Genomic DNA, 15,812 nt, shown 5'->3' with positions numbered 1-15,812 from the left:
ATTTAATACTATCATACTCGATTGATGTTTCGCTTAATATTAATAATCCTAGTTATAAGATTGATCATTTTGAAAAAAACAATTTTTGGCAATTTAATTCTCTAGTATTTATTTTGTCATTGTTAGTGATTTCTTATGTTTTGGGTCAGATCAAAAAATCATATGATAATAAAGCGAATAGAAAAAAATTAGAACCTATTGGGAAAATGTTCGAATATGTCTTGCATTCTAGCGTAGTTTGTTCGTTCATTTTTACTGATTCTAAAATTCTTTCTTTTTTGTATCGTACATCATGGTATGTATCTGGAAATTTTGAGAAATTAGGAGCAGGAAAGTACTCCTTGAGCCAATTTTGGATTTTAGAATTTCATTTGCTACTCTTAAGTTTTTTCCTGACTTTAGTTGGCTTGCTTTTTGTAAAAGGACAAGTTGATGTAGTAAAAAATAGGTCTAGTTTTTCGCTAGCTGCATTTACAAGTATTAGTCTTGCAATATTATTTAATACAGGAATTCAATTGGGTCTAGGCCATGGGGAACCTTTGGTTGGATACTCAATATTTCCTGGAGGTGTAATATTTCAGATATTGTGTTTATCTTATCTGTTTATTTTTCTATATATTATCTTTAATAGATATTTATTTACGACAATATTGATTTTATTTGGTGGGGTTCTGTTTATTGTTGCTAATGCTATAAAATTTAGTATGCGTGCGGAACCAATTTTGCCAAGTGATTTGGTCTGGGTATTTCAACCTTCTGTTTTATTTAGTTTTGTAGATGCTTCGGTTTTAATGACTGTGAGTATTTCCTTAGTCATTTTTACGTTTATCTATATAATAGGAAGGAGATATATTTATCCAGGTAGAATTATTCGTGCAACGATCTTAAGATTTGTTTTATTAGGATTTATGCTCTTATTGTCCATTAATGTTTATTCTATTTTTAAAAGAAAAGATAATGGAAAAATTATTGATGACGTTCCGATTATTACCTTGTTAAATAATTTCCAAGATACAAAATGGTTAGGAAATTCCATAAACGCTAGATATCGATCGTTGTCATATGTATGGTTGAATCAAATCACAACAGATCCAATTATAGAACCGAAGGGATATAGTAAAGAAAAAATCAAAGAAATTGAGAAGAAATATGATCAAGTAGCTTTAGAAATCAATAAAAATAGAAATGAGTTGATTGATAATCAAACGATTGTTTATGTTTTAAGTGAGAGTTTTGCTGACCCATCAAGAATTGAAGGGGTAAATTTATCTAGAAATCCTATACCAAAAATTCAAGAAATTAAGACAAAAGTTACAAGTGGATTAATGCAATCAGATGGTTATGGTGGTGGAACCGCAAATATGGAGTTTCAAACATTGACAGGGTTACCTTTTTATAATATTAATCCGACAGTTTCTGTATTATACTCAGAGGTTGCTCCTAAAATGAGAAGACTAATTTCAGTTAGTGATTCATTTAATAATAAAGAAGTTATTCATTTCGAATCTCCAATTAATTATTCTAGAAATGTGATTTACAATAGATTGAAATTCAATAAATTTATAAGCATTGATGATAAAAAGAATTATGATTTAGGTTATCAAGAAGTACATATAAGCGATGAATCTACGTATAAGGCAGTATTAAAAGAGATGGATGCTAAAAAGAATCAATTCTTTTCTGTCATTACGATTCAAAATCACTCCCCATTTATAGCAGGAGAACCTTCAGACTTAACAGCAACAGGCAACGGTTTTTCAGATGATGAAAATACCAAGTTAACGAATTATTCACGTCTTTTAACCTTTACCGACACCGCCACCCAATCCTTCTTGGAAAGTCTTTCTAAAATAGATAAGAAGATTACAGTGGTATTTTATGGGGATCACTTGCCAGGTCTCTATCCTGAGTCCGCCTTTAAGAATAATCCGGAGAGTCAGTATCAGACAGATTACTTCATTTGGAGTAATTTTGATGCTCCAAAATTGAATTATCCTTTGGTCAATTCAAGTGATTTCTCTGCTATGGTTTTTGAACAGACCAATTCAAAAGTTTCGCCTTACTATGCTTTGTTGACAGAAGTATTGAAAAAAGCAAGTGTCGATAAAAAGGCCTTAGAAGGAGAAGCGCAAGAAATTGCAGAGGATTTGAAAATGGTTGAATACGACTTGATTAGTGGGAAAGGGTACCTTTCTAAAGACTTCTTTAAAGTTCCAACTGATAAATCCAATTAAAAGGAGAGCTAGCAGGTAAAAATCTTTGTGATTTTGGCTGTCTGGCTCCCTTTTTTTTGTTTTTTATGCTAAACTATTAGATGGGGGTACGCTCATGATTAAGATATTTGGAAAGGTCCATTATCATTGGCAACCGGACTTATCTATTCTTGTGACTTATTGGTCCATTGCAGTGATTCCGGTCTTTATTGGACTGGCCTTGATGTATGAGAGCTCTAGTGTGCCAACGCTAGTTTTGTTTTCGTTCTTTTTATTTATGGTCTTGCTTGCGATTGGGGTCCATCGTTACTTCACGATCTATGAGGATGGGATCTTGCGGATTATTACAGCTAATCCTTTTACTCCAATCAAGGTGAAGATTGACTCGATTGAAAAGGTCGAAGTAAATAAGAAATCGATCAAGCTCATATTTAATGATGGTTCGCGCAGTCGAACATTCTGTATGCGTAAATGGCCGAAAAAATACTTTATCAATGCACTTGCCTTAAATCCTTATTTTAAGGGAGAAGTAATCCTGACGGACAATTTCATCCATGTGGATTACTACGAGATGTATTATGCAAACAAATAAAAAGCCCTCTTAATCTTTTAAGAGAGCATGAGTGGGGCATTCTTTAATAGCCTCGAGAACATCGTTTGTGACAGGGACTTCCTTTTCAAGGAGGTCGTCCTCTTCAGCAGCAAATTTAACGATGCCATTGTCATGGTAATCAAATAATTCAGAATAGGTCTGACAGAGACCGCAAGCGATGCAACGATCTGGAATTAACGTAACTTTCATACTTCTATTGTAATGATTTTTACGAGAAAAAACAAGGAGGAAGTCATGGCAAAAGAACCATGGGAAGAAGATATTTACGATGATGGAGAAGAAACATTGAAAAGAACGAGTAAGTTAAACGGAATCAAGGCAGACCGTCTATTGACGATTTTAGCCATTATTTTCTTTGTAGTAGTAGTGGCGATGGTCTGCTTGTTGATTTTCCTTTCAACAGGTGGCAGCAACAAATCAAAACAAATGTCTGGTTTCTACAATGGAGAGACTAAGGTTGAACAGAAATCATCAGCCCCTGCAGCACAAACTGACCAAGCGGCTAAAGACGATAGTTCAAAAGATGAGAACTCTGAAGAAGGTACGATCACTGTTCAAGCAGGTGAAGGGGAAGCAGCGATTGCTGCGCGTGCTGGTATTTCCATTGCCCAATTGGAACAGTTAAATCCTTCTCATATGTCTACAGGATCATGGTATGCGAATCCTGGTGATGTCGTTAAGATTCAGTAGGAGTTGAGGACAGCATGAAACAAATTCAAATTGCCATTGATGGACCGGCTTCTAGTGGAAAATCCACAGTCGCAAAGATCATTGCCAAGGATCTAGACTATACGTATCTAGACACGGGAGCTATGTATCGTGCAGCGACTTACCTAGCTTTGCAAAATAATCTGACAGCTGAACAGGTTGATGACCTCTTAGCCCTTTTAGATCAGTATCCAATTAGTTTCGGTCGTTCAGAAGAAGGAGAGCAGCTTGTCTTTGTAGCAGACGTGGATATTACCCACCCAATTCGCGATAACCAAGTGACCAACAATGTTTCATGGGTTGCAGCGCTTGCGCCAGTCCGTGAAAAACTTGTCGCTCTACAGCAAGAAATTGCAGCAGAGGGGGGCATCGTTATGGATGGACGCGATATTGGGACGGTCGTCCTTCCACATGCAGAGTTGAAGATCTTTTTGGTTGCTTCGGTTGAGGAGCGGGCAGAACGTCGTTATAAGGAGAATGTTGAAAAGGGCATCACAGCGGATCTTGAATTGTTGAAAAAAGAAATCGCTGAGCGGGACTATAAGGACAGCCACCGTGCCGTTTCTCCTTTGAAACCTGCAGCTGATGCCATTCATTTTGACACAACGGGTGTTGGAATTGCAGATGTTGTTGCCTTTATTGAAGAAAAAGCAAAAAAACTTCTTGACAAAGAATAAAAAACTTGATATCATATAAAAGTTGAGAAAAGCAGAAGTGAGAACTTCTCGCCTTGTGACGCAAGTTGCCTGGCCCCTACGGATCAAGTTTCAGAAATGAAATACATCATGTAGTTCGGGCCTGTTTTGCAGGTCCGTTCTTTGTTTTTCTCGAATAATAAAAAAGAGGTGAAAACCATAGCAAAGCAAGACTTATTCATCAATGATGAAATTCGTGTACGTGAAGTTCGCTTAATCGGTCTTGAAGGTGAGCAATTGGGTATCAAACCACTTAGCGAAGCGCAAGCACTTGCGGACGACGCTAATGTTGACTTGGTTCTCATTCAACCTCAAGCTAAACCTCCTGTTGCGAAAATTATGGACTACGGTAAGTTCAAATTTGAGTACCAGAAGAAGCAAAAAGAACAACGCAAAAAACAAAGCGTTGTGACCGTGAAAGAAGTTCGTTTGAGCCCAGTGATTGACAAGGGTGATTTCGATACAAAACTTCGCAATGCTCGCAAATTCCTTGAAAAAGGAAATAAAGTGAAGGTATCCATTCGCTTTAAGGGTCGTATGATTACCCACAAAGAGATTGGTGCTAAAGTTTTAGCCGACTTCGCTGAAGCTACACAAGATGTGGCGATCATCGAACAACGTGCTAAGATGGATGGACGTCAAATGTTCATGCAATTGGCGCCAGCAACTGACAAGAAATAATCTGTCAGAAAGTTAAAAAAAGGAGAAAATATCATGCCAAAACAAAAAACACACCGCGCATCAGCTAAACGTTTCAAACGTACAGGTTCTGGTGGACTTAAACGTTTCCGTGCTTACACTTCTCACCGTTTCCACGGAAAAACTAAGAAACAACGTCGTCATCTTCGTAAAGCATCTATGGTGCATTCAGGAGATTTCAAACGTATCAAAGCAATGCTTACTCGCTTGAAATAATCGCGTATTCGTAAGTAAAGAATTCTAGGAAATATTGGAGGAAATATAAATGGCACGTGTTAAAGGTGGCGTTGTATCACGCAAACGTCGTAAACGTATTCTTAAATTAGCTAAAGGTTACTATGGAGCTAAACATATCTTGTTCCGTACTGCAAAAGAACAAGTAATGAACTCTTACTACTATGCATACCGTGACCGTCGTCAAAAGAAACGTGACTTCCGTAAATTGTGGATCACACGTATCAATGCGGCAGCTCGTTTGAACGGACTTTCATACTCACAATTGATGCATGGTTTGAAATTGGCTGAGATCGAAGTTAACCGTAAAATGCTTGCTGACTTGGCTGTTAACGATGCAGCAGCTTTCACAGCTCTTGCAGACGCAGCTAAAGCAAAACTTGGTAAATAATGTTTATAATAGGCTGGGCAAAAGTTGTCCAGCCTTTGATGTATGATAGAAATAACTGTATGACGCAGTGGTTGATTGGTATCTTTATTCGCTTTTTTAAGCTCTAAAGATGACCTATGTTGACGGAAACTATGTTTCCTTTATCTGCAACCTTCAACAGTCTCCCAGACTGTTGAAGCTGTGCGGGGGTGGGAAAACGAACTCTTTTTTACTAATCAGAGTTCTTTCCCACTCCCTTTTTTTCTTGTTGATTTCATGCTATAATGAAAATAGTCGTAACCGATATGAGGAGAGATGGAGGATACAAAGGTGACACACAATCGACTAGCATGGGATGAATATTTTGCAGCACAGGCCTTACTAATTTCAAATCGGGCAACTTGTAATCGGGCGAAAGTAGGGGCTGTACTGGTAAAGGATAATAAGGTCATTGCAACCGGATATAATGGATCCGTTTCTGGGACAGATCATTGTCTAGAGGATGGATGCCTCATGGTCGAGGGACACTGTGTCCGGACGATTCATGCGGAAGTCAATGCTATTTTGCAAGGAGCTGAACGTGGAATTCCTAAAGGCTTTACAGCTTATGTGACGCATTTTCCTTGTCTCAATTGTACCAAGCAGTTGCTTCAAGTCGGTTGCAAGCGGGTGGTGTATATCCATCAGTACCGCATTGATGAATATGCCGAGTATCTTTACCGTGAAAAAGAAGTAGAACTGGTCAATTTACCAATTGAAGAAGTGAAACGAGCTATTGCTGAGGCTGATTTTATTTAGGGAAGGCTTCCCAACTATTTCATGATATATTAGCAATCTAATTGAAAACCTGTCCAAATTAATGTTTAAGAGATAGCATTGAATAGATGGCTATCATGAAAAGAATAATGGAATCAAGTATAATGGTGTTAACGGAAAAACATAAAAATATAAGAAAGGTAGGAGAAAGTGATGACAAACCAAGAGAAACATCTTGAGGAAAATAAAGAACATAGTAAGATCAGTGAAGATTATCCCAATTCTGTATCTGTTCAGAATCCTCCAAAAGAAAATAGCTTACATTCTATTCTTCTTTCAGTAACCTTTTACCTATCCATTATCTATCTTGTATTGTTTGTCTTTTTCTTTGCACCTTGGGGTGATGGTTGGGGATTTGTCGTTTTGATTTTCCTTGGTCCAAACTTATTAAGTCTTGCGATTGGAGCCTTTCTAATTCGACTAGGGATGAAGAAGGGGAATAAAAGCCTTCTCTATGCGAGTATTGGACTCTATCTGCTGTCTATCATCTTGGCTTTTGATCCGGACTGGGAAATATTTCGAATTGCTCCCTTATGTTTAGGTATTTTGGATTTAATCGGAACACTCCTGGTTAAAGAAGTGAAAAGCTCTTAATTAAAAAATGGATATGGTCAACTCTACTCAATAAAAAATATTCGGGTCGATTAAAGCCCTAGTTAAATCAGTTCTTCCGCTCTATTTTTAAGCGCTATTATTTGAAAGAATAACTAAAAATGTTTGGAGAAAGTTATGACAGATCAACAAAAAAATCCTGAAGTAGATAAAGAAAATGAAGCATATGCTTCAGATGAAAGTCTTTTTCCGAACAATGAAATGAAGCCAGAGAAGAGAATTGGAAATTCTGTAATCCTTTCTATTGCTTTGTTCTTGGCCATTGTTTATATAGTTTTACTTTTATTAGGTCTCTTTTCAATGGGAGCGTGGGCTGGTGGCTTTTTGTACTTTTTGGGAATCCATATGATTAGCTTTGTGATAGCAACCATCCTGCTTTGGAATGGAATAGTGAATGCCAATAAAGCAACTCTTTATATGGCAGTAGCTATTTATGTTTTTTCATTTATTGCTGCGGGTGATCCGGATTGGGTGATTAATCATATACCACCGTTTGTGGTAGGAGTGCTGGTATTGATTGGAACTGTATTGTTAAAAAATGAAGACTGATGATAGGAGGTAGGGTGATAAATCCTATCTTTTTTATTTATTTATTTAGTACTGATAACGCAATAGGAAAACGGTTACAAATTGTGTTATAATTTAAATAAATGAATCGTTAAATACTTTTCTTAGAAAGTGGAGGAGAATCTATGTCTAGAAAAAAATGGTATGGTATACTGCTAATTCTTGAAGCAATTCTTTATCTTGTTTCTTATGGTAGTAGTCTAGTAGAGAGCTATAATGCCCAAAATTTAAATGGAGATATACCACTGATAACTACCTCTAGTATTTTTTCTATATGGAATGGAATGATTATTTGCTGGGTAATTTGGAGAATCATGAAGCAACGTTTAAATGTTGAAGGATTGATAGCTGTTCTTCTCCTCTCGATTATCCAACTACTTATGCTTGTTTTACCCTCTTTTTCCCCAACAAATCTGATGAACATTTCCTTTCTGCTAAATATCATTTGTTTAATATGGATTTGCTTGCTTATAAAGAATGTAGAAATGAGGGAACTTTTAAACAATTGGAAAAGTAAAGATAGTTGGAAATCATCGATAGCTTATTTAGTACTATTTGTTGCCTCTACAAATATTTCTCCACTATTTATATTGATTGGTATGGATAGAACGAGTGACATTTACGCTTTTACACTTCGATACATTGTAATGGAGTTAATGTTTCTACTTCTGATTAATGTTATGATCACAAGTACAAGTGAGAAACTTCAGAAAGTATTTTCTCTCTTGCTCATTTTATCTTCTCTTGTTGAGATAGGTGCAGTATACTCTTTCATCACTCGTATAAGTTTTTACGGTCTCTTTTATCTTCTCTTATCGATTTATATTGCTTGTCGTGTTTTTGGTTTGTTTGAGAAAGTTGCAGATAGCTGGGAGTCCAAGGTGAAAGTACAAGATCTATCATCTATTGAAACTAAATCAGAGATGGAAAACTCTCAAGTAGAAGGAGAGATAGATGTAAACGATCTGTTGAATGCTGATATACGATCAAACAATGATGAAGAAAATTCGCCAAAAAGAATTATTCTTCAGTCGCCTTGGTTATGGAGCGCACTTATAATAGCAGTCTGTCACCTTGGTATTATGATTTTTCCTTTATTTTTAGGAAACCCCATGTATCTACTGATCTTATATATTGGTGCCATCCATTATATTTGTTTTATGATTGCGACTATATTACTTTTCATAGGTATGAGAAAAGGAAGTAAAGGACTCCTAAATGCGGCAGCTATCTTATTTGTTATTTCCATTATAGGTACGCCAGATCCTTATTGGATGGGTCCAAATATTTTATCATTTATTCTGGGAGTTTTGGTATTTATTGGAACTATATTATTTAAAAATGGAGACGGATTAAAGTAGATAGGGTTGAAAATTTTTAAAGAACTGTTATCATTTAAGTAGATGGTAGGTTTTCGAGTACCCATCGGTACGCGGACGCCTACCATTTTTGAAGATAAAAAAAGCACCGTGTGAGGGTGCTAGATCTTGCCTGCTGAACTCGTCAATTGATAGATACCCTAGAGGGTATTTTTTGTGAACTTTTTAGGAACTTTGAGGACTGTTTAAGTCAGTTTAACTGGGTATTGCATAGACCGAAAAAGCTGATTTAATGGGCTTTTTGAAAAATCATTTTCCATATCATATGTAATGTGTTATAATGAAGTGTTATATGGTCCCGATAAGGTGGTAGAAATCTTCTATCAGTACTTTGTAACTCTATAACAATATTTTTTAAGGGGGGACATTTTTATGTCAGAACGTAAACTTTTCACGTCTGAATCAGTATCTGAGGGGCATCCAGATAAGATTGCAGACCAAATTTCAGATGCTATTTTAGATGCTATTTTAGAGCAAGATCCAGAAGCTCACGTGGCTGCCGAAACAGCTGTTTATACTGGTTCCGTGCATGTCTTTGGCGAGATTTCAACGACTGCTTATGTGGATATTAATCGTGTGGTTCGTGATACCATTGCAGAGATTGGTTATACTAATACGGAATATGGATTCTCAGCTGAAACTGTAGGAGTACACCCATCTTTGGTGGAACAATCTCCTGATATTGCCCAAGGGGTTAATGAAGCCTTGGAAGTTCGTGGGAATGCAGATCAAGATCCACTTGATTTGATCGGAGCAGGAGACCAAGGTCTCATGTTTGGTTTTGCAGTGGATGAAACAGAAGAACTCATGCCATTACCGATTTCACTCAGCCACAAGTTGGTTCGTCGTTTGGCAGAGCTTCGTAAGTCTGGGGAAATTAGCTATCTTCGTCCAGATGCCAAGTCACAGGTTACTGTCGAGTACGATGAAAATGACCAGCCAGTGCGCGTGGATACAGTGGTTATTTCAACTCAACACGATCCAGATGTCAGCAATGAACAAATCCACGAAGATGTGATTAACAAGGTCATCAAGGAAGTGATTCCAGCTTCTTATCTAGATGAGGAGACCAAATTCTTCATCAACCCAACTGGTCGCTTTGTTATCGGTGGACCTCAAGGGGATTCCGGTTTGACAGGTCGTAAGATCATCGTGGATACTTATGGTGGTTATTCACGTCACGGTGGTGGGGCCTTCTCTGGTAAGGATGCGACTAAGGTAGACCGTTCTGCTTCTTATGCAGCTCGCTACATTGCCAAAAACATCGTAGCGGCAGGTCTTGCTAAGAAAGCAGAAGTGCAATTGGCTTATGCCATTGGGGTTGCTCAACCTGTCTCTGTTCGTATTGATACCTTCGGTACTGGAACAGTCGCTGAAAGTAAGCTTGAAAAAGCAGCACGTGAGCTCTTTGATCTTCGTCCTGCAGGGATTATCCAAATGCTGGATTTGAAACGTCCAATCTACCGTCAAACAGCGGCATACGGCCATATGGGACGGACAGATATCGACCTTCCATGGGAACGTTTGGACAAGGTAGAAGCCTTGAAAGAAGCTGTAAAATAATTAGTTGAAATGGAAAAGTTAGGGTCAAGTTGATCCTAGCTTTTTTTCGTTTTGAAAATTCCTACAGATGGAAAAATAGGTCGATCTGTGGTATAATAGATGCAGTATTTTGAATACGTTGTCCCTTTTATTTCCGTTACAAAAAACGATAGTAAAAGGAAAAAGACTTGAAAGAGCTAATAAATTATTAAGATGAAAAAAATTGTAATAAATGGTGGTCGCCCTCTAAAAGGAGAGGTGACCATTAGTGGTGCAAAAAATAGTGTAGTAGCCCTGATTCCGGCGACCATTCTGGCGGACGATATCGTGACCCTTGATGGGGTACCGGATATTTCCGACGTGGCGAGTCTGATTGAAATCATGACCATCATGGGGGCTAAGATCGAGCGTAAAGAAGACAGTTTGATCATTGATCCACGTGGGGTGAAGAATATGCCCATGCCATTTGGAAAGATCAATAGTTTGCGAGCTTCCTATTATTTCTATGGCAGTTTGTTAGGACGCTATGGTCAAGCAACTGTTGGGCTTCCTGGTGGGTGTGACCTTGGACCACGTCCGATTGATTTGCATTTGAAGGCCTTTGAAGCGATGGGAGCCGCTATGACCATGGATGGCTCTAGTATGAAACTTGCGACTGATGGCAAGCCTCTTCAAGGAGCTAACATTTACATGGATACTGTTAGTGTCGGTGCAACGATCAATACGATTTTGGCAGCGGTCAAAGCTGAAGGTCGGACAGTGATCGAAAATGCGGCTCGAGAACCTGAAATTATCGATGTGGTAACCTTGCTCAACAACATGGGAGCTCATATTCGTGGAGCAGGAACAGACATTATTATCATTGATGGTGTTCCACAATTGCATGGAACGAGACATCAGGTGATTCCAGATCGTATCGAAGCAGGAACCTATATTGCCCTTGCAGCTGCTATTGGGGAAGGTATTCAGATCAATAATGTCCTGTATGAGCATTTAGAGAGCTATATTGCTAAGTTAGAGGAAATGGGTGTGCGCATGACCATTTCTGAAGATAGCATCTTTGTAGAAAAGCAGACGGGCTTGAAGGCCATCCAGATCAAAACGTCTCCTTATCCTGGTTTTGCGACTGATTTGCAACAACCGATCACACCTTTGCTCTTAACGGCTGCAGGACGTGGTCGAATTGTTGATACGATTTATGAAAAACGGGTCAACCATGTGCCAGAATTGGCTAAAATGGGGGCCACCATTTCGACCTTGAACGACCACATTATCTATGAAGGGCCAAATCAACTGACAGGATCCAGTGTGAAAGCGACGGATCTTCGAGCTGGTGCGGCTTTAGTGATTGCAGGTCTCATGGCTTCTGGAACAACAGAAATTACAAATGTGGAATACATCCTTCGCGGGTATTCAGATATTATTCATAAATTGACCCAACTTGGAGCAGACATCCAGTTGGTAGAGGAATAGTGACAGAACTAGGGATCTGATAGTGGCGGCTGGATACACGAACAATGGAGTTTGAAATGAATATTTGGACGCACTTAGCTGCCTATTCACTAATTGAAACACAAAGGTTGTATTTACGACCTTTTCTCTTTGAGGATGCGGAAGATTTTTATAAGATTGCTTCGAATCCTGATAACCTACAATTTATCTTTCCTGCACAAGCCGATCTTTCTGAAACTCAATATGTACTAGCCAACTATTTCATGAAAAATCCTTTGGGGGTTTGGGCGATCTGTGATCAGGAAACCAATCAGATGATCGGTTCGATCAAGTTTGAAAAGTTGGATGAAATCAAGGGTGAGGCTGAGTTAGGCTACTTTTTACGCAAAGATTTTTGGGGAAAGGGTCTGATGACAGAAGCGGTCAAAGAGTTGGTCTATCTATCATTTGAGAAATTTCAACTGAAGGAGCTTAAGATTGTCACCCATGTTGAAAATGCAGGGAGTCAAAAGGTCGCTTTGAAGGCTGGTTTTCGTCTCTTTCGTCAATTCAAAGGGAGTGACCGCTATACGCGTAAAATGCGCGATTATTATGATTTCCGCCTAGGTAGAGGGGACTTCTATGAGTAAACACCAAGAGATTTTAGACTATCTCGAAAAATTACCGATTGGAAAACGGGTCAGTGTCCGCAGTATCTCCAATTTTTTGAATGTCAGTGATGGAACGGCCTATCGTGCCATTAAAGAAGCTGAAAATCAAGGAATTGTCGAAACGCGTCCTAGAAGCGGGACCATCCGTGTCAAATCGCAAAAAGCTGTACTAGAGCATTTGACCTATCGGGAAATTTTAGAAATCACCGGCTCTGAAATATTAGCAGGTGAAGAGGGACTCGAAAAAGAATTTAATAAATTTTATATTGGTGCCATGACGGAAAAGCACGTCCTAGACTATGTGTCTGAAGGTGGGCTTTTGATCGTGGGTGACCGTACTAGCATCCAACGATTGGCTCTTAAACATGACAATGCGGTCTTAGTGACAGGTGGCTTTGAAGTGAGTGAGGATGTGATTGATCTGGCCAATCAGGTACAAATCCCAGTCATCCGAACTTCACACGATACCTATACCGTCGCGACTATGATCAATAAGGCCTTGTCTAATATGCAGATCAAGACGGATATCTTGACAGTCGAGCAGGTCTATCGGCCCTTCCATGAGTACGGCTATCTTTCTGAGACGGATACGGTCCGGGATTATTTAGATTTGGTTCGAAAGAATCGCTTTAGTCGCTTTCCGGTTGTCAATCAGCACCAGATGGTAGTGGGCGTCGTAACCATGAGAGATGCTGGAGATAAGGCTCCTCAGACGACCCTTGATAAGGTGATGTCACGGACCATTTTTACCACTAATTTGTCCACCAGCATTGCGACGATTAGCCAACGGATGATCGCTGAAGATTATGAAATGATTCCTGTTGTTCGTAATAACCAGACCTTGCTGGGTGTTATTACGCGTCGAGATGTCATGGATCGGATTAGCAAGGTGCAATTTTCGAGCTTACCAACCTTCAGTGAGCAGATTGGTCAAAAGATTCAAACAGAAAACGACCATTACCAATTCACAGTGGAACCGAGTATGCTGGAGAAAAGCGGTGTTTTGGCCAATGGGGTCATGATTGAAGTGCTGATGAAGGTTGTTCGCAAGATGATGCAACACAGTGGGCGTAGCTTGATTGTCGAACAGTTGATCATCAATTTTTTACAGGCTGTGCAGGTGGATGATGTGATCCGCATTGAACCCCAACTTGTTCGGCGAACTAGACGTTCGGCCTTGGTTGATTTTAGCTTGTATTTAGATCTGCAGCTAGTCGCGAAAGCAACCATTACGATTAAGATTAATTAAACAAAAGAAATGAGGAGACAATGATTACATTAAAATCACAACGTGAAATTGAAGCCATGGATCGTGCAGGAGATTTCCTTGCCAGCATCCATATTGGATTACGTGACTTGATCAAGCCAGGGCTTGACCTATGGGAAGTTGAAGAATATGTCCGTCGTCGCTGTAAAGAAGCCAATGTCTTGCCGCTTCAGATCGGTGTAGAAGGTAGTCTCATGGACTATCCTTATGCGACTTGCTGTGGTTTGAATGACGAAGTAGCCCATGCTTTTCCACGTCACGTCATTCTCAAAGATGGGGATCTCCTCAAGGTAGACATGGTCTTGTCAGAACCACTGGATAAATCTGTTTTGGATGTATCGAAATTAGATTTTGATAATGTGGCGCAAATGAAGAAATACACTGAGTCTTATAGTGGTGGCTTGGCGGACTCTTGCTGGGCTTATGCGGTTGGAAATGTTTCCCAAGAAGTCAAAGATTTGATGGACGTGACCAAAGAATGTCTCTATAAGGGAATTGAGAAAGCGGTCGTTGGCAATCGCTTGGGAGATATTGGTGCAGCGATTCAAGAGTATGCAGAAAGCAAAGGCTATGGCGTAGTGCGTGATTTGGTCGGACACGGTGTCGGGCCTACCATGCATGAAGAACCAATGGTCCCGCATTATGGTCGTGCTGGACGCGGTCTTCGCTTACGTGAAGGGATGGTCTTGACGATTGAGCCAATGATTAATACCGGTACTTGGGAGATTGATACAGATATGGAAACTGGTTGGGCCCATAAGACCCTCGACGGTGGCCTTTCTTGTCAATACGAGCATCAATTTGTGATTACAAAAGATGGTCCAGTGATCTTGACTAGTCAAGGTGAAGAAGGAACATACTAAAACTAGAGAGGAAAGAATGGAGCTGAAGGCAAGTGTCTGGTTTCGCTCTTTGCTCTTTTTTAGTAAAATGGGGAGGTGACGAATGAAAAAGGTCCTACAAAAAGTACTGGGACAGCCATTTATAAAGGGCTTCGTGCGGTTTTATCAGAGTGCAGAGTCTGACATCACTAGCATTGCGGTGGCCTATTATTTGCTGATCTCCATTTTCCCTTTGATGCTGATTGCAGCCAATATTTTACCCTACTTTCATATTCGTCCCACTCAGATTCTTTTAAGCTTACAAAAAGTCTTGCCAGCCTCCTTATATCGAATAGTGGCACAGATGATTTCGAGTGTCTTGACCAAACCTTCGACAGGCTTACTGAGTTTCTCGATTATTTCTGCTTTGTGGATCTTCTCTCAGAGCATTGCCTACCTCCAAAAAGCCTATAACAAGAGTTATGGGGTGGAAAAGGAGCGTGGTATTATCTGGGGGCGACTCTTTAGCTTCCTGATCAGTTTTGCCTTGCAGGGCTTGTTTGGACTCTCGCTGATCCTTTCCATGTTTGGGAAAATGATCGTTCGCTATCTCTATCGGACCTTTTCATTTGATCGGACGATTTATGTGCGCTTACTGAATTTGACAGAGCCGACCATCTATCTCTTGCTTTTTGTCAGTCTGGTCTTGCTCTATTACACCCTTCCAAATGTCAAAATTCCGAAATTTAGATATGTATTGCCAGGGGCGACCTTTGTTGTTGCTGTCCTGTATGCGATCTTGAATATCTTTTGGAAATATGTGGATCGTTATGTGAGTCATTTCTTAGATGCTCGTTTCTTCGGTTCGGTCGTCCTAGCGGTCATCATGTTCTGGTTTATCTTGGTGGCAAAAATCATGATTATTGGTTGTATTTTAAACGCCAGTATCCAATTTGCCAGAGAAGCCAAGTTCCAAACGCGCAGTGGAGAAATTGTCTCTAAGTTAAAATCAGAAGAAGTGGACTTTCGGCATAGAGAAGTTTCACAAACATTAAAGCGTCGATTACGCTTGATAAAAAAAGATAAAAAGGAATAAGGGAGAGTGGGACAGAAATCGGTAATTCGTTAGAATTCGATTTCGTCGTCCCACCTCCGCACAGTTGAGTAGGGCTGT

At 39.5% G+C, this 15,812-nt stretch carries 18 protein-coding genes and 1 other annotated feature; of the genes, 17 read left to right on the top strand and 1 reads right to left on the bottom strand.

All coding sequences use genetic code 11. The annotated features are described in order from the left end of the window. Positions 1–2,234: LTA synthase family protein (locus H7T97_RS09930; RefSeq protein ID WP_201090170.1), on the top strand; the 2,234-nt coding region annotated here is incomplete at its 5' end. Positions 2,235–2,328: 94 nt separating this feature from the next. Continuing rightward, positions 2,329–2,805, top strand: a complete 477-nt coding sequence (locus H7T97_RS09925; RefSeq protein WP_023917814.1) for an EbsA family protein — start codon at positions 2,329–2,331, stop codon at positions 2,803–2,805. 9 nt (positions 2,806–2,814) lie between these two features. Here H7T97_RS09925 and H7T97_RS09920 read toward each other — a convergent pair whose 3' ends face one another. Continuing rightward, a complete protein-coding gene (locus H7T97_RS09920; RefSeq protein WP_003006690.1) occupies positions 2,815–3,015 on the bottom strand; it encodes a ferredoxin in 201 nt (66 codons plus the stop codon). Positions 3,016–3,060: 45 nt separating this feature from the next. On the opposite strand from H7T97_RS09920, the gene H7T97_RS09915 reads away from it, so the two are divergent. The 15 genes from H7T97_RS09915 (at position 3,061) to H7T97_RS09845 (ending at position 15,734) form a co-directional block, all read left to right on the top strand. Then, positions 3,061–3,516, top strand: coding sequence for an SAG1386/EF1546 family surface-associated protein (locus tag H7T97_RS09915; protein ID WP_003006692.1), 456 nt, complete (start codon positions 3,061–3,063; stop codon positions 3,514–3,516). Positions 3,517–3,530: 14 nt separating this feature from the next. Beyond that, the gene (gene cmk, locus H7T97_RS09910) at positions 3,531–4,211 is read left to right on the top strand and encodes a (d)CMP kinase (RefSeq protein ID WP_031574170.1); all 681 of its coding nucleotides are present in this window, start codon (positions 3,531–3,533) and stop codon (positions 4,209–4,211) included. A gap of 23 nt (positions 4,212–4,234) precedes the next feature. Further along, positions 4,235–4,363, top strand: a sequence feature (ribosomal protein L20 leader region). A 16-nt stretch (positions 4,364–4,379) separates the two neighbouring features. Continuing rightward, positions 4,380–4,910: a translation initiation factor IF-3 gene (infC, locus tag H7T97_RS09905; RefSeq protein ID WP_003003721.1), complete on the top strand. Its 531-nt coding sequence runs from the start codon at positions 4,380–4,382 to the stop codon at positions 4,908–4,910. Positions 4,911–4,943: 33 nt separating this feature from the next. After that, a complete protein-coding gene (gene rpmI, locus H7T97_RS09900) occupies positions 4,944–5,144 on the top strand; it encodes a 50S ribosomal protein L35 (protein WP_001125942.1) in 201 nt (66 codons plus the stop codon). A 49-nt stretch (positions 5,145–5,193) separates the two neighbouring features. Beyond that, positions 5,194–5,553 (top strand): 50S ribosomal protein L20, encoded by a 360-nt coding sequence (gene rplT, locus H7T97_RS09895; protein WP_000124830.1) that lies wholly within the window; start codon positions 5,194–5,196, stop codon positions 5,551–5,553. 309 nt (positions 5,554–5,862) lie between these two features. Then, positions 5,863–6,330: a deoxycytidylate deaminase gene (locus H7T97_RS09890; protein WP_049490930.1), complete on the top strand. Its 468-nt coding sequence runs from the start codon at positions 5,863–5,865 to the stop codon at positions 6,328–6,330. A 171-nt stretch (positions 6,331–6,501) separates the two neighbouring features. Beyond that, positions 6,502–6,942 carry a hypothetical protein gene (locus H7T97_RS09885; RefSeq protein WP_031574154.1) on the top strand — a complete coding sequence of 147 codons (441 nt, stop codon included), beginning with the start codon at positions 6,502–6,504 and terminating at the stop codon, positions 6,940–6,942. A 135-nt stretch (positions 6,943–7,077) separates the two neighbouring features. Continuing rightward, positions 7,078–7,509, top strand: a complete 432-nt coding sequence (locus H7T97_RS09880) for a hypothetical protein (RefSeq protein ID WP_129824179.1) — start codon at positions 7,078–7,080, stop codon at positions 7,507–7,509. A 143-nt stretch (positions 7,510–7,652) separates the two neighbouring features. Next, positions 7,653–8,888 (top strand): ABC transporter permease, encoded by a 1,236-nt coding sequence (locus H7T97_RS09875; protein WP_201090169.1) that lies wholly within the window; start codon positions 7,653–7,655, stop codon positions 8,886–8,888. A gap of 390 nt (positions 8,889–9,278) precedes the next feature. Beyond that, on the top strand, positions 9,279–10,469 hold the full coding sequence (gene metK / locus H7T97_RS09870) for a methionine adenosyltransferase (RefSeq protein WP_049485733.1): 1,191 nt from the start codon (positions 9,279–9,281) through the stop codon (positions 10,467–10,469). Between the two features lie 192 nt (positions 10,470–10,661). Then, positions 10,662–11,921: a UDP-N-acetylglucosamine 1-carboxyvinyltransferase gene (locus H7T97_RS09865; protein WP_049471988.1), complete on the top strand. Its 1,260-nt coding sequence runs from the start codon at positions 10,662–10,664 to the stop codon at positions 11,919–11,921. 56 nt (positions 11,922–11,977) lie between these two features. Continuing rightward, the gene (locus H7T97_RS09860; protein WP_024055817.1) at positions 11,978–12,529 is read left to right on the top strand and encodes a GNAT family N-acetyltransferase; all 552 of its coding nucleotides are present in this window, start codon (positions 11,978–11,980) and stop codon (positions 12,527–12,529) included. Next, entirely contained in the window at positions 12,522–13,799 is a 1,278-nt protein-coding gene (gene spxR / locus H7T97_RS09855; protein ID WP_021153022.1) for a CBS-HotDog domain-containing transcription factor SpxR, read from the top strand. Before H7T97_RS09860 ends, spxR begins: the two co-directional genes overlap by 8 nt. Positions 13,800–13,819: 20 nt before the next feature. After that, positions 13,820–14,680: a methionyl aminopeptidase gene (locus H7T97_RS09850; protein ID WP_049483232.1), complete on the top strand. Its 861-nt coding sequence runs from the start codon at positions 13,820–13,822 to the stop codon at positions 14,678–14,680. A gap of 82 nt (positions 14,681–14,762) precedes the next feature. Beyond that, the gene (locus tag H7T97_RS09845) at positions 14,763–15,734 is read left to right on the top strand and encodes a YihY/virulence factor BrkB family protein (protein ID WP_201090168.1); all 972 of its coding nucleotides are present in this window, start codon (positions 14,763–14,765) and stop codon (positions 15,732–15,734) included. Positions 15,735–15,812 lie beyond the last annotated feature (78 nt).

The sequence above is a fragment of the Streptococcus parasanguinis genome (assembly GCF_016648925.1).
GTDB lineage: Bacteria > Bacillota > Bacilli > Lactobacillales > Streptococcaceae > Streptococcus.
This window is presented reverse-complemented; position numbering and strand designations above follow the sequence as displayed.

What these genes read in the sequence shown, in the direction of transcription:
- metK (WP_049485733.1), top strand. Translation starts at nt 9,279, where the DNA reads ATGTCAGAACGTAAACTTTTCACGTCTGAATCAGTATCTGAGGGGCAT.
- rpmI (WP_001125942.1), top strand. Translation starts at nt 4,944, where the DNA reads ATGCCAAAACAAAAAACACACCGCGCATCAGCTAAACGTTTCAAACGT.
- H7T97_RS09865 (WP_049471988.1), top strand. Translation starts at nt 10,662, where the DNA reads ATGAAAAAAATTGTAATAAATGGTGGTCGCCCTCTAAAAGGAGAGGTG.
- H7T97_RS09880 (WP_129824179.1), top strand. Translation starts at nt 7,078, where the DNA reads ATGACAGATCAACAAAAAAATCCTGAAGTAGATAAAGAAAATGAAGCA.
- H7T97_RS09915 (WP_003006692.1), top strand. Translation starts at nt 3,061, where the DNA reads ATGGCAAAAGAACCATGGGAAGAAGATATTTACGATGATGGAGAAGAA.
- H7T97_RS09925 (WP_023917814.1), top strand. Translation starts at nt 2,329, where the DNA reads ATGATTAAGATATTTGGAAAGGTCCATTATCATTGGCAACCGGACTTA.
- cmk (WP_031574170.1), top strand. Translation starts at nt 3,531, where the DNA reads ATGAAACAAATTCAAATTGCCATTGATGGACCGGCTTCTAGTGGAAAA.
- H7T97_RS09860 (WP_024055817.1), top strand. Translation starts at nt 11,978, where the DNA reads ATGAATATTTGGACGCACTTAGCTGCCTATTCACTAATTGAAACACAA.
- rplT (WP_000124830.1), top strand. Translation starts at nt 5,194, where the DNA reads ATGGCACGTGTTAAAGGTGGCGTTGTATCACGCAAACGTCGTAAACGT.
- H7T97_RS09850 (WP_049483232.1), top strand. Translation starts at nt 13,820, where the DNA reads ATGATTACATTAAAATCACAACGTGAAATTGAAGCCATGGATCGTGCA.
- spxR (WP_021153022.1), top strand. Translation starts at nt 12,522, where the DNA reads ATGAGTAAACACCAAGAGATTTTAGACTATCTCGAAAAATTACCGATT.
- H7T97_RS09920 (WP_003006690.1), bottom strand. Translation starts at nt 3,015, where the DNA reads ATGAAAGTTACGTTAATTCCAGATCGTTGCATCGCTTGCGGTCTCTGT.
- H7T97_RS09845 (WP_201090168.1), top strand. Translation starts at nt 14,763, where the DNA reads ATGAAAAAGGTCCTACAAAAAGTACTGGGACAGCCATTTATAAAGGGC.
- H7T97_RS09875 (WP_201090169.1), top strand. Translation starts at nt 7,653, where the DNA reads ATGTCTAGAAAAAAATGGTATGGTATACTGCTAATTCTTGAAGCAATT.
- H7T97_RS09885 (WP_031574154.1), top strand. Translation starts at nt 6,502, where the DNA reads ATGACAAACCAAGAGAAACATCTTGAGGAAAATAAAGAACATAGTAAG.